A 12,935-nucleotide genomic window follows, 5' to 3' on the forward strand; every position below is an offset into this window, starting at 1 on the left:
CGATCATGAGTCTATTAGACTACCTCACCGGAAAGATCGACCAGAACCAAGGCGCAGCTAGAAAGATGGGCTTGCTGGATTACGCGCAGAACATGTCGAGCATGAATGACATGCCGCAGGCCATGGAGCCAGCACCAGCAATGGCTGTACCTCAACAGCAGCCCATACCGACAGTGCAGGAAGCAGCACAGGCTCAGCCAAAAACCATGTGGGATATGCTGAACGCGCCCAAGGGCAAGGATGATGCTATGCGATCAATGATGAGCAACCCCATGCTGCACATCGGCCTTGGCATTCTGGCGAACAATACAGGCAACTATGGGGCATTCGCCCCCGCTATTGGCCGTGGTGCATTGCAGGGCATGAACCAAGCGCAGGAAATGCAAAGCGCCTTTACCCGCCAAGACCTTGCAGACGCTCAGCTTAACGGCATGCGCCAGCAGCAAGATAAAACGGCACTGCGCGACAAGCTGACCGCCAATCTGGACTACACCACGCCAGAAGGCCGAAAAGCTGCGTCGGATATATTCCTTCGTCTTGGTGACCCCGAAACTGCCGACCATATCCTTAAATTTGGCCGCCCTGCTCTGGCTACTGGCATGGTTTGGGATGAAACCGAGCAAGCGCCAAAATACGACCCAAGGTACATCGAAGGGCAGGTAAAGATTGCCACAGCCAAGGCAGGTGCAAACCCGCCCAATCTGCAAGTCGTACCACCGACCACAACCACACCTGGCTACGCATTCAACCCACGTACCGGAATAGTAGAACGCATCCAAGGGCTTGATGCACGGCCAGAAGCACCGCCAAAACTGAAACCTGTTCCAGCCTCTGTGCTGCAAGCTTATACGGGGAATTCAGCGGCAATTAAGCGGATTGATGACGTTATCGCCACCATCAAGCAAAGCAACGCATCAGATCATCTGGGGATGAAAAACTATCTGCCAAGCGATTTATTGAACTACGTGGACCCTGACGGTGTGCCATTGCGCGCATCAATTGCAGATATTGGCAGCCAGATCATTCACGATCGTTCAGGCGCAGCCGTGACAGCAGCCGAATTCCCGCGACTTGCACCATTCGTACCCATTGCGACAGATAACCCCGAAACATCACTGAAAAAACTGACCGCAATGCGTGAGCGGTTGTCAGCAGAAACCGACGCTCTGACTGGGTTTTATACGCCAGACCAAGGGTTTGAAGGTATCGGAGAGCATCGCAAGCCGCCGACCGCAGCAGCACCAGCAACAACGCCAAACGCAGGAACGCCTGCACCGAATAGCCCTGCGTGGAAAGTACCAGCCGCAACGCAACAAGGCCGCGATGGTACTGCGCTACAGATCAAGCAGAACGAGTTAGCTGATCTGCAAGGTCGATTGCGAACTGCTAGCCCATCAGAAATTCCGCAGATTCAGACCGCGATCAAAGCTGTACAGCGGGAAATTAGCCGGGCAACACCAGCACCAGCAGCACAACAGCCAGCTCCCAAAACGCAACCACAGCCGCAAGCGCAGCCATTGCCCTATTTGGCTTCAGGCAAGCCCGACACGATGCGAATGAAGCATGGGCAACTATATGTCGGCAAAGATGGTTCAAAAGGCCGTTGGAATGCCAACACACGCTCAATTGATTTGGAGTAAGACGCCATGCCAAGAAGCATTAGTCTCGAAGAATTCAGCGGTACGGCCAGCAGCCCAACACCGCAAGCAGCCCCTAAACGCTCAATCTCACTGGATGAGTTCAGCGGGTATAAAGCGCCACAACCCGCGCAAAGCGCAGACATTGACCCCACCAAAGCCGACGGAGCCACCCTGAAGTTCGGCCCATGGGATACAGGGGTAAAGCTGGGCGATGGAACCTATCGCGCTTTAGCCGGGGCAGGTAAATTTTTCAACGACACCCAGCTTGGCGCGCGCCAGCTCACCGCACATGCGCTTGGCCTGCCCAGTGCCAGCAAGCTCGATGCTGAAGCAAATGACAATGCGGTGCGCGATGCGCCGCTGATGCGTACCAAGGCTGGGTTTGTCGGCAATTTGGCTGGTGGTGCAATTGCGACAGCCCCACTGGGCGCAGTTCTAGGTGGTGCTCGTGTGGTGAACGCTGCACGTACTGGCCTCATGAGTGCATTGTTAGCCCCAACTGAAACATCAGCCACACCCAGCAAAGAAGGGCTTGGCAATGGCGATTACTTTGGCAACAAGGTACTGCAAGCCGGACTAGGTGCAGGCTTGGGCGTTGTAAGTGACCGAGTCGTTAAAGGCGTAGGCAACGTAGTGCGCGGTGTCGCCGACCCTGTTGTTCAGCAGCTCAAGAATGCTGGCGTCAACATGACGGTTGGGCAGATTTTGGGCGGCTCTGCTCGTAGCATTGAAAATGGCTTAACCAGTGTGCCAATACTGGGCGACATGATCAAAGCGCGACAGGCCGACAGCATCAAAAGCTTTAATACCGGATTTATCAATCAATCACTCGCGCCCATTGGGCAAAAGCTCGATAACGGACTTTCTGGGCATGCTGCAATTGACCAGGCAGGACAAAAGCTATCAGACGCCTATGACGCCCTATTACCCAACTTGAAGGGCAAACTTGATCAGCCATTTCAGCAGCTACTCGGTACTGTGCGCCAGATGGGGCAAAGCATGCCTGCTGAACGCGCCGATCAGCTCAATCGGATTATTGCCAACGAGGTTGAGGGGCGGTTTACCAATGCAGGCTTAGCCTCTGGGGATACGCTTAAAAGCATCGAAAGCAAGCTGGGGGAAATTTACCGCCCTTATCAGCGCAGCAGTGACTATGACGTTAGAAATCTAGGCAATGCATTGTCTGAGGTGCAATCCGGTTTGCGCAGCATGATCGAGCGGAATAACCCCAGCTATCAAAACCAATTGGGGCCAATCAACCAAGGTTATGCCCAGTATCTGCGTGCGCTCAATGCCTCTGCTCGTGCCGGTACGCATGAAGGCGTTTTCACTCCTGCGCAGTCACTGGCCGCCATTAAAGCGCTCGACCCAAGCAAGAACAAAGCGGCCTATGCCAAGGGCAACGCCTTGATGCAAGACTTTGCTGGTGCTGCACAGCAGATCTTGCCTTCCAACATTCCCGATAGCGGTACGGCATTCAGGCAAGCCCTGCAAATTGGCGTAGGCGGTTTAGCTGGGCTGGGTGTTAGCGGTATATCCCCTGCCCTGACCGCCGCCACGCTGGGGCTAGGACTTGGCACAGCAGGCTACAGCCGAGTAGGACAAAGCGCCGCTTCCAAGCTGCTGCTGAGCACCCCGCTGCGCTCTGCCATTGCCAACACATTCGATCAAGCGGCCAAGCCATTTGCCGCGCCTGCAACGGTCAACAGCATCATGCCAAGCCTCATGGACATGCTGACCGAGACCGACCGCAAGAATGAACGAAAAGCCGCTAGTAAAGCCGCGCTACAAGGATTGACCCAATGAAAAACGCCCCAGCCGTTACCGACCAGAGCGCCTTAAAGCAATGTGCCAACCAAGCACAGATCAATCATAGAACCCCAAGCCAACCCACACAAGCAAAGTGCTCGACACTTTCCAAACTCGCCCAATCCGTAGATAATGGCCTTGCTGCGTTCAATAGCGCAGCCGAGATTGGCGTCTCGAACACGGTAGCGGACAAACCGCTAACAAATAGCGGCTTTTTTTCGTCCGTCAACACTACTGGTGCGTCTTCTATGGCGGGTCGTAGTGGGGGCAGCTTCGGCTGCGCCGGTTCCTATCGTGCCGGTACGCCAACCTCACTACTGACCTGCCACCCTCAATTGGCGTTGAGCGGCGGGTTACTCAAACCCACGATAGGAGGCAACCACCATGCCTAGCACTACGCACGCCCATACCCAGCAATCACCATTCGCATTTAATCCATTGCCCGAGACTCACCCGCTAGCCGCTGCATTGCCGCGCATGGTGGAAAGCTACGACCTAGAAGGACAGAAGCAAACCCGAGATCTATTCAACCAGTACACGATGGGCTGCGCTGAGGGCAATCTGGCTTATCTAGTTGCGGCCAATGCTGCCGAAGGCGACCCCGCCGAGCTGGTGCTGCGTTGCCGTGATGCAATCCTTAGCCGCCTATTTGGCGACAATCAAAGCAAAGGCAGCCTGACCCCAGAGCAAGAGCGCATTCGTGCCTACATCATCGGCCTGATGGGCGATCTTGAGAACGCATTCACGCCACCTGAAAGCGAGGTGAGCGAATGAATGCACCTCAACCAATCAACCAACAATCTGAAATAGCTGCTGCATTGTCCTACGTACCAAGCCATGACCGTGACACTTGGGTACTGATGGCAATGGCCGTTAAGTCCGAGCTGGGTGAGGCTGGCTTTGATGTCTGGGATAGCTGGAGTGCCACGGCTGAAAACTATCAATCTAAGGCCGCGAAAGCGGTCTGGAAAAGCATCGGAGCCGCTGGCAAGGTAACGATTGCCAGCTTGTTTAGCACAGCCATTCAGAACGGCTGGAAGCCTAGCAAGCCCTACACCCCGCCGACACCCGAGCAGCGCCAACAGATCGAGGCCGAGCGCCAAGCCGCACAAGCTGAGGCTGACGCACTGGCCGCACAGCAACGCGCTGAAGCATCGGCCAAAGCCAAGCAACGCTGGGAAGAAGCCAGCACGATCAATGCCGCTCACCCGTATTTAATCGCCAAGGGGATTAAGCCAATCGGAGCCAAGCAGTTTTACAAAATGCTGGTTCTGCCTCTGCGTGCCAATGGCGAGATTGTGAACCTGCAATACATCAGCGAAGACGGTACTAAACGTTTCGGCACTGGTGGGCAGGTCAAAGGCACATCACTGGTGCTGGGCAAGCTGCAAGGCGCTGCTGAGGCGCTATTGTGCGAGGGATGGGCAACCGGCTGCACACTACATGAAGCGACTGGTCTGCCAGTGGTCGTGGCATGGAATGCGGGTAACTTGGCAATGATTGCCGCCAGGCTAAGTGAAGCATTGCCAGAAATGGCTTTGCGGGTGTGTGGTGATACTGATGCCAGCGGCACAGGCCAGAAGACCGCCAGTGAAGCAGCAATCGTTCACGGCATGGCGGTATGGTGCGTTCCGGTTTTCACGCCAGAGCTGATCGAGCAGCACACCGCTCAGCACGGCAAAGTCCCTTCTGACTTCAACGACCTGCATCAATTGGTTGGGCTAGATGCTGTACGAATTCAGCTTACCAATACGATTACGCACGGCGAAAAGGTAGAGGGTAGAGTTCAGCCTAAATCGGTATCTCTACCGGAAAACGAAGAAAACAACATTTCTCAAAACGTAAGCGAAAATGACTCTACTTTGCTCTACTCAGAGTCAAACAGTTCCGAAGTAGAAATTCTATCCTCTACTCCTCTACAGCCCAATAACCACGCGGGTTTCGAGGTAGAGGAAAGGCACTTATCCACAGGAAACGAAAATCTATCCTCTACCTGCAAACCCAATAACGGCGCGGGTTGTAGAGGAGTAGAGGATAAACACCCATTTTTAGGGGGTATAGCAGAAACGCACGCAAACGAGGGTGAAAAAAGCCCCAAAACGGAGGACTTTGACGAAGAAGCTTACATATTACACTTGGCCAATTTAAAGCCTCTGGCCTATGAGCGAGTACGACAAGCGGCCTCTGAAGCATTGCAGACCAGAGCGAGTGTGCTAGACAAACTGGTGAATGGCGCACGGCGCGAATTGGCTGCACAGCAGGACGATGACAACAGCGGGGTATCCATCCTGTTTGATGACGTTGAACCATGGCCTGTGCCTGTTTCCGGTGCTGCCGTGCTGGATGATGCCTTTGCGCTGATGTGCCGCTATGTCATTGCCGACAAAGAGACTATTCGAGCAGCAACGCTTTGGACCGCATTAACGTGGTTTGTCGAATACGCGACAGTAATGCCCTTGGCGCTGATTACCGCGCCTGAGAAAAACTGCGGTAAATCGACCTTGCTCAATGTGCTGGCTAAGCTCTCCAGCCGACCTATTTGGGCTTCAAACATCACCCCCGCAGCCTTATTCCGTGCTGTTGAAAAGTGGAAGCCTTCGCTGTTTATCGATGAGGCCGACACCTTTATGCGAGACAGCCCCGAGTTGGTCGGCATTATCAACAGCGGCCACACTAGAGACACTGCGTATGTGATTCGCACTGTGGGCGATGAGCACGAGCCACGGACGTTTGTAACGTGGGGCGCAAAGGCCATTAGCGGGATTGGTGCGCATGGCGTAGCCGATACGATCACCAGCCGCTCAGTCATTCTGATGATGCGCCGCAAGCTCAAAGGCGAGCGCTGCGAGAATATGCGGCACTACGACCGAGAAGCCTTTGCGATGGTAAAGCGCCAATTTGCTCGTTGGGCTGATGACAATGGCGAGAACTTCGCAACGATGCGCCCTGAGTTGGACGGATTACACAACCGCACTGCCGACAATTGGGAGCCGCTACTAGCGATTGCTGACCTTGCTGGTGGGGATTGGCCGAAACAAGCACGCTTGGCAGCGCACAAGCTCACCCATACCGAAGACGATGCGCAAAGCATCAACCAAGAGCTGCTTGGCGACATTCGTGCAGCATTTGAACGAACGCGCACCGACAAGTTGCACACCTCTGTATTGCTTGAGGAGCTTTGCAAAGACGAGGAATCGGCATGGGCCACCTATAACCGAGGCCGTCCAGTCACTGCACGGCAACTCTCAAAACGAGTCGCAGAGTTTGGCGTGAAGGCAAGGCAGCTCAAGATTGATTTTGCAAACCGCAACGGTTACGAGCTAGCCGACTTTAAGGACGCCTTTGCCCGTTATCTCAGCAATGAGCCCGTACCAGCACAAACCAGCGCAGCACGACATGAGGGTGATGACTATGAACTCTTCTGATCTTCTTGATGTACTGACCGAGGCAGGCTTATCACTGTCACTCAATGACGATGGCGCACTGAAAGTCACGCCCAAGCCAAGCCCTGAGCAGTCAGCTTTAATCCGAGCGCACAAGCCCGAGCTGGTGAAACAACTGCAAGGGGGATGGCTGCATATTGCCGATGTGCTTACCGCGGTCACTGCTGGTGCTGCACTCAAGAGCATTGGTATTGATACCGAGGTGACGCACTGGCGCTGGCAGGTCACCGGACCAGACGGGGAGTGCCGAGAGGTGCGATGCCTGCCTGAACCAACCGAGCAGGCCATGCGGGAGCGCTACCCTGATTGCAAGATTGAAGCCCTTCCCGATGATGAGCCATTACCAACCAGTGCAAATTCTGCATTAGTTGCGACAGACATCAATCTTGATGGCAGCTACGACGAACCCGACCCGCCTGAATGGGAAGGACTATCTGACATGCGCCGTTATCAGTTGCGCCGTGCTCGTGGCTACGACAATCAGCAAGCCACCAAACAAGCGCTGGCTGCGACAAAGGCGCTGGCTGAGAGTGCAATGAATGATTTGCACACCACTTTGGCCGACCAGACCCACCAGATCAAAACCCCTGCGAGATTTGTTGACGTGGGCAATTTGCCGATCGGTACGCCGTGTGTATTCAGCAAGATGGTTGGGCAGGATGAAATGACAGGAAAACGCCGGCTCGTACCGTTCGGAATGCTAAGAGAGGTGAAAAAGAATGACCCCATTTGAAAGAGATCGATTTGAGACTGCCCTGCTTCAGTATTCGGAAGCACTTGAATTACATGGTGATGAGAGTGACGAAGCAATCGAAAGCCTGATCACCGTGTTTATGTGCGCACCTCCCGAGTTTTTGGAGGGTGCGCTGGCAATTTCAAAGCATCTGCAACAACTGCCTACACCACGCGCCTTTAACGACAATAACCAGCCACTCTATGAAATTGCCGATGTTGCAAAGCTACTCAATATTGACGAAGAAAAAGCAATTGCTGCATTTCATCGACTCCACAGAGAGCAGCCACAAGAGCTGCCAGTGCATCTGGTTCAGTGAGGGATATGCGTGAAATTCAGCTCAATTCAAAGCCTGATCGGCTGGGCGTTTCAAATGGATGGCATACCGAATTGCCGTGCGCAGCAGTTCGGAGACCTTCCGCCTGGTATGTCCGAATTTTCAATTTATGACCTAAAAGTACAAGCGGCACTCGTTCTAGACAAGGTAAACAAACTGCCTTCAACAGAGCGCGCCCTTATTTGGGTATTGCACCTTCAGCGAGAAACGGAGATGCGCTATCTGGCCGACAAAACCCCGGGCAAATACGGCATACAAACCGATGTGGATTTAATTCGGAAGTGGACAACCGGCAAGGGGCATAGCTGCCGTGAAATTGGCGAAAGGCACAACATCAGTGCCACAACTGCTGGACGTTATGAGCGCAAGCTGCAAGAGCTGCTGGATGGATGGGCGTATCTGGCCTATGCGACGTTGGAGATTCAACACAGGGCAATGCTAGACGAGCTTTTTTATGGGGGAGATTAGGACTTATGCGGCAAGTACGCGCGTGCGCGCGAGAAGGTACTTTTGGCACAAGTACGCGCGCGTGCGCGAGGCGTTACTTTCCATGTACAAGGCAAGGAATACGCGGAGCAATACGCGCGCGCACGCGAGGCTAGGCACAGTGCGAAAACAGCAAGCTCTATTGGCGCACGCCTGTTAACAAATGTTGACATACCTGACACCTGAAAAAAGAGGAGTCCAAGCCCTGTAGCTTCAATCTACTGCCAGCGAAAAAACTGGCAAACAACGGGAGGGCTAAGGGTGCGCCGAATGAATAAATTGCCGTTGCTTGGAGGGGTAAAAAAAGCCCCTAGCACTTTGGTTATGTACCCCTGCTTTCACCCCTGCTAGCAAAAAATCAAACGAACAACCAAGCAAATATGCGGCTTTCAAGCCACATTGTGATAGAGGCTCCGAGCACCACCAAATACATTCAAGGGTTTAGCCGCAAGGTTAAGCCCTTTTTTGTTGCCGCAAAGATTTCCAAAACCAAGACTGCGACACAATCACGGCGCACTGCAAAGCCCCTCTCCTTCCCTTTGATTACCGCCCGCAGGCTAAATGACTAAACCTTCGTATGGCGCGGCAATGCAATGGAGATTAGCGCGGCGAGCGTGATAAATGCCGCCGAAATCCACAGGCAAGCGGTCAAGCCGGATACCTGAAAAACCCAACCCGATAGCACTGTACCGATTAGCCGCCCCATCGCATTAGCCATATAGTAAAAACCAACATCCAGCGAAGCGCCGTCTTCTTTGGCATAGCTGACGATCAGATAGCTGTGCAGCGATGAGTTAATTGCAAACAGCATACCAAACAGCAACAAGCCCCCCACCAGTATCCATTGCAAATCAATATTTGAATTGACGCCCAGCGCAATACCCGTCGTCAATAAGGCCAATGGGATTGCCCAGAGCATTGCGGCGCGTCCATCGGGTACTTTGCCCGCCTTTTTGCCCGTTAAATACGGCGCGAGCGTCTGCACGATGCCGTAACCAATCACCCAGCAGGCAAAGAATGTCCCTACCGCCCAATCGGCCCAGCCCAGCGTCGTCGCCATAAACACCGGCAGCGCCACGACAAACCATACATCGCGCGCGCCAAACAGAAACAGCCGCGCCGCCGACAGGACATTCACTGCACGGCTGCTGGAGAAAATCTCGCCAAACTTGGGTTTGTTTTTCGCCTTGCCCAAGTCGGCTTTCAAGCTTACCAAACTCGCCACCCACACCAGCAGCAATACCGCCGCCATCGCCCACATCGCGCCTTCAAAGCCCAATGCGGTGAGCAAGACCCCACCGAGGAAAAACCCGACACCTTTGAGCGCGTTTTTCGAGCCCGTTAGCAGCGCCACCCATTGATACAGCTTACCTTCGGCCGCCGCACTGCCAATAGGAACCAAGGCTTTGACGCTACTCTTCGCGCTCATTTTATTGAGATCTTTCGCAATACCCGACAGCGCCTGCGCAGCCATCACCCACGGCACGGTCAGCATTGCTGTCGGCACGGTCAGCGCCAACAGCGCAATCACTTGAAGCCCAAGACCGATATTCATCGTTTTATTCAAACCAATCCGCGCACCGAGCCAGCCACCGACCAGATTGGTGACGACGCCAAAAATCTCGTAAAACAGAAACAACAGCGCGATATTGAGCGGACTAAAGCCCAACTGATGAAAATGCAGCACCACCAGCATACGCAATGCGCCATCAGTCAAGGTGAAGGCCCAATAGTTGCCGGTGATGATTAGGTATTGGCGGACTTGGGGAGAGAGTGTGGTGAGCATTTCATTGTTCAATTTATTAGGTATTGGCTTGCATGCATAGTTTTTCATTGATTACAGAGCAATACACACAGGGTAACTCAGATCGATCGTCGCCATCAGGCCGTAAACATTGACATACCCACATTTACGCAGGGCGTGCAGATTTACCTCGCTTCGCGATATTTAGGACGACCAGTGATTCGGATAATCTCGACCAAACACTATGTTTTTTATCGTACTAACGTTAAATGCGGCTAAGTATTTGAAGGTACAAATCAAGAAAAAATACCAAACAACAAAGCCAAACAAAAACAGGAATATGAATAACGCCATTAAAAGAAAAAAGAATTTGCCGGAGTTTGGTTGATTTATGATTGGAGCGGCTGGATCAACACTAAAGAAACCAGCCAGCTCAACGCCACAATAATAACCAGCAACACCCATAAATAGAGCACTAAAAACTACGGGTAGCCAAACCAAGATCATTTGGTATCGGAGTTTTAAGTTGGAAAATGCTCGTATTTCATTTTCTCTTTTGCTTATGCTCATCTTTTTACCAGGTGTGTTGGATCAAACAATTGACAGTAATTGCGCCCTTCCCATCTCTGGGTACAGAGCTTTAGTGCATATCGCAGACAAGTGGAACCACATAATCAAGTATTCACGAATAAGGTAATACTCACTCGACCTACACTCCGATTAAGCCTTCTTTCCCAACTCAGCAGCCACATAACTCGCAAATTGATTGAGAATTGCCTGCCAGCCCTCGCGTTGTTGTTCGATCGAATGCGTCATTTCCGCATCAAAGGTCTCGCGCACTAACACGCCATCCGCTGCGGCGATAAATTCCACCTGCAAACTACGATCACCAAATTGGCATTCGATTAATTCATGCTCAACGATCTTAGTGTACGTACCCGCAAAATCAAAACCCATGCTGCCGTCTTTGGCTTCCATGCGCGACGAAAAAGCGCCGCCCACTTGCAAATCAACACTGGCCGCGGTGGTGTGCCAATCATCCGACGCCGCATTCCATTGCATGATGGCTGCTGGCGTTGTCCACGCACGCCAAACTGTTTCGATAGGTGCGGCTACTGTAGCTTCAACGGTAATTTTCATTTCAATTCCCTTAGTCATTTTTCGAGGTATTCACAGCATACCCTACGGTATTGCAGCACTAATCAGCGAGTAGGATGGGTGGAGCGAAGCGATACCCATCGATATGGATGATGGGTATCGCCAAAAATCGGCTCCACCCATCCTACTCACTGATCAGTCGACGCAGAGCTTAAACCACCCACGACTCACCCAGCGAATACGCGGTGAATTTTCTATCCAGCAAACCACAAGCACGCGCCGCGACTCGCCATGGCTCGATGTGCGGTGCAACGAGATGTTGCTGCAATGCGTTGGCGCTAGGCCACAGCTCAGAAAATCGGATCAGCCCCGGGTCAAACAGGTCTTCTGCCACATCATAGGCAATGCAGCCATCATGCTGATAGGTGGCTTCGACCAATACCTTCAAATGCGGGCGAACCAGCACCAGCTTTTCTGGCGGAAAACGCAAATAGCCGAAGACAGCAACACAGGCATCCATGATTTACTCCTGCAATTTGATTTGCGTCGAGTAATATCGCCGCAACCCAATCTACGTTGGGTATATCGCCATAGATCTTATTTAATAGAGCATTGACAATCATACCCATCGATAAATTACTAATATGCCAAACCGACCTGCTGCACCAACTCCGCCGTACGGTTCACATAACCCCACTCATTGTCGTACCACGCGTACAGCTTCAGTTGCGTGCCGTTGATCACCATCGTCGAAAGCGCGTCGATGATGCTGGAGCGGGCGTCGCCGCGGTAGTCGATCGACACCAGTGGGCGTTCTTCATAACCCAAGATGTCTTTTAAATAGGTTTCCGACGCGGCTTTCAAGAGGCCATTCACTTCTTCCACCGTCGTGGCGCGTTCTAGCTCGAATACGCAGTCGGTGAGCGAGGCGTTGGTTAACGGTACGCGCACGGCGTGGCCGTTGAGGCGTCCCTTTAGCTCGGGGAAAATCTCGGTGATCGCGGTGGCCGATCCGGTTGAAGTTGGGATCAAACTCGTGCCGCACGAACGCGCACGGCGCAGATCTTTGTGTGGCGCGTCGATGATGGTTTGGGTATTGGTCAAGTCGTGAATCGTCGTCATGCTGCCGTGGCGGATGCCGAGCTGCTCGTGGATCACTTTCACCACCGGCGCGAGGCAGTTGGTGGTGCAGCTGGCGGCGGTGACGATGCGGTGAATGCTTGGGTCGAACAAATGATGGTTCACGCCGACGACAACATTCAGTACACCTGCCTCTTTGACCGGCGCGGTAACAACAACGCGTTTGACGCCTTGATCGAGGTAGGCTTGCAGCAAGGCGGTGGTGCGCATTTTGCCTGAGGCTTCAATCACCACGTCGCAACCCGACCAATCGGTATCACCAATCGCGGTATTTCGGCTGGTTTTGATGCGCTGATTCCCGATGATGATGTCATCACCCTCAGTCGTGGCTTCATGCGCCCAGCGGCCATGCACTGAATCGAAATTGAGCAAATGCGCCAGTGTGGCGGTATCGCCGGCCGGATCGTTAATCTGCACGAATTCAACCTCTGGCCAGCCCCAAGCTGCGCGCAGTGTTAAACGCCCCATGCGGCCAAAGCCGTTAATCCCTACTTTGATGCTCATG

At 53.2% G+C, this 12,935-nt stretch carries 13 protein-coding genes; 8 read left to right on the forward strand and 5 right to left on the reverse strand.

Annotated features, from left to right (window positions below; all coding sequences use genetic code 11):
- Positions 1-5 precede the first annotated feature (5 nt).
- The 8 genes from HQ393_RS10385 to HQ393_RS10420 are packed head-to-tail and all read left to right on the forward strand — an operon-like array spanning position 6 to position 8,430.
- Positions 6-1,640 (forward strand): hypothetical protein, encoded by a 1,635-nt coding sequence (locus tag HQ393_RS10385; RefSeq protein ID WP_179355123.1) that lies wholly within the window; start codon positions 6-8, stop codon positions 1,638-1,640.
- A gap of 6 nt (positions 1,641-1,646) precedes the next feature.
- Entirely contained in the window at positions 1,647-3,446 is a 1,800-nt protein-coding gene (locus HQ393_RS10390; protein ID WP_179355124.1) for a hypothetical protein, read from the forward strand.
- A complete protein-coding gene (locus tag HQ393_RS10395; RefSeq protein ID WP_179355125.1) occupies positions 3,443-3,841 on the forward strand; it encodes a hypothetical protein in 399 nt (132 codons plus the stop codon). Before HQ393_RS10390 ends, HQ393_RS10395 begins: the two co-directional genes overlap by 4 nt.
- A complete protein-coding gene (locus HQ393_RS10400; protein WP_179355126.1) occupies positions 3,834-4,223 on the forward strand; it encodes a hypothetical protein in 390 nt (129 codons plus the stop codon). Before HQ393_RS10395 ends, HQ393_RS10400 begins: the two co-directional genes overlap by 8 nt.
- Entirely contained in the window at positions 4,220-6,874 is a 2,655-nt protein-coding gene (locus HQ393_RS10405; RefSeq protein ID WP_179355127.1) for a DUF3631 domain-containing protein, read from the forward strand. The genes HQ393_RS10400 and HQ393_RS10405 overlap by 4 nt, the downstream gene beginning before the upstream one ends.
- A complete protein-coding gene (locus HQ393_RS10410) occupies positions 6,861-7,625 on the forward strand; it encodes a hypothetical protein (protein ID WP_179355128.1) in 765 nt (254 codons plus the stop codon). The genes HQ393_RS10405 and HQ393_RS10410 overlap by 14 nt, the downstream gene beginning before the upstream one ends.
- Positions 7,612-7,944: a hypothetical protein gene (locus tag HQ393_RS10415; RefSeq protein WP_179355129.1), complete on the forward strand. Its 333-nt coding sequence runs from the start codon at positions 7,612-7,614 to the stop codon at positions 7,942-7,944. Before HQ393_RS10410 ends, HQ393_RS10415 begins: the two co-directional genes overlap by 14 nt.
- Before the next feature lie 9 nt (positions 7,945-7,953).
- A complete protein-coding gene (locus HQ393_RS10420; protein WP_179355130.1) occupies positions 7,954-8,430 on the forward strand; it encodes a hypothetical protein in 477 nt (158 codons plus the stop codon).
- 583 nt (positions 8,431-9,013) lie between these two features.
- Here HQ393_RS10420 and arsJ read toward each other — a convergent pair.
- From arsJ to HQ393_RS10445, 5 genes are all read right to left on the reverse strand, one after another.
- Positions 9,014-10,234: an organoarsenical effux MFS transporter ArsJ gene (gene arsJ, locus HQ393_RS10425; protein WP_179355131.1), complete on the reverse strand. Its 1,221-nt coding sequence runs from the start codon at positions 10,232-10,234 to the stop codon at positions 9,014-9,016.
- A 162-nt stretch (positions 10,235-10,396) separates the two neighbouring features.
- A complete protein-coding gene (locus tag HQ393_RS10430) occupies positions 10,397-10,762 on the reverse strand; it encodes a hypothetical protein (protein WP_179355132.1) in 366 nt (121 codons plus the stop codon).
- A gap of 150 nt (positions 10,763-10,912) precedes the next feature.
- Positions 10,913-11,332 (reverse strand): SRPBCC family protein, encoded by a 420-nt coding sequence (locus HQ393_RS10435; RefSeq protein ID WP_179355133.1) that lies wholly within the window; start codon positions 11,330-11,332, stop codon positions 10,913-10,915.
- 169 nt (positions 11,333-11,501) lie between these two features.
- A complete protein-coding gene (locus HQ393_RS10440) occupies positions 11,502-11,810 on the reverse strand; it encodes a putative quinol monooxygenase (protein ID WP_179355134.1) in 309 nt (102 codons plus the stop codon).
- A 119-nt stretch (positions 11,811-11,929) separates the two neighbouring features.
- Entirely contained in the window at positions 11,930-12,934 is a 1,005-nt protein-coding gene (locus tag HQ393_RS10445; protein WP_179355135.1) for an ArsJ-associated glyceraldehyde-3-phosphate dehydrogenase, read from the reverse strand.
- Between the last annotated feature and the right edge of the window lies 1 nt (position 12,935).

It is taken from the genome of Chitinibacter bivalviorum, from assembly GCF_013403565.1.
Taxonomy (GTDB): Bacteria; Pseudomonadota; Gammaproteobacteria; order Burkholderiales; family Chitinibacteraceae; genus Chitinibacter; species Chitinibacter bivalviorum.

Bases quoted from the DNA above. Each gene is read 5' to 3' on its own strand.
- HQ393_RS10385 (WP_179355123.1), top strand. From the start codon at position 6: ATGAGTCTATTAGACTACCTCACCGGAAAGATCGACCAGAACCAAGGC.
- HQ393_RS10390 (WP_179355124.1), top strand. From the start codon at position 1,647: ATGCCAAGAAGCATTAGTCTCGAAGAATTCAGCGGTACGGCCAGCAGC.
- HQ393_RS10395 (WP_179355125.1), top strand. From the start codon at position 3,443: ATGAAAAACGCCCCAGCCGTTACCGACCAGAGCGCCTTAAAGCAATGT.
- HQ393_RS10400 (WP_179355126.1), top strand. From the start codon at position 3,834: ATGCCTAGCACTACGCACGCCCATACCCAGCAATCACCATTCGCATTT.
- HQ393_RS10405 (WP_179355127.1), top strand. From the start codon at position 4,220: ATGAATGCACCTCAACCAATCAACCAACAATCTGAAATAGCTGCTGCA.
- HQ393_RS10410 (WP_179355128.1), top strand. From the start codon at position 6,861: ATGAACTCTTCTGATCTTCTTGATGTACTGACCGAGGCAGGCTTATCA.
- HQ393_RS10415 (WP_179355129.1), top strand. From the start codon at position 7,612: ATGACCCCATTTGAAAGAGATCGATTTGAGACTGCCCTGCTTCAGTAT.
- arsJ (WP_179355131.1), bottom strand. From the start codon at position 10,234: ATGCTCACCACACTCTCTCCCCAAGTCCGCCAATACCTAATCATCACC.
- HQ393_RS10430 (WP_179355132.1), bottom strand. From the start codon at position 10,762: ATGAGCATAAGCAAAAGAGAAAATGAAATACGAGCATTTTCCAACTTA.
- HQ393_RS10435 (WP_179355133.1), bottom strand. From the start codon at position 11,332: ATGAAAATTACCGTTGAAGCTACAGTAGCCGCACCTATCGAAACAGTT.
- HQ393_RS10440 (WP_179355134.1), bottom strand. From the start codon at position 11,810: ATGGATGCCTGTGTTGCTGTCTTCGGCTATTTGCGTTTTCCGCCAGAA.
- HQ393_RS10445 (WP_179355135.1), bottom strand. From the start codon at position 12,934: ATGAGCATCAAAGTAGGGATTAACGGCTTTGGCCGCATGGGGCGTTTA.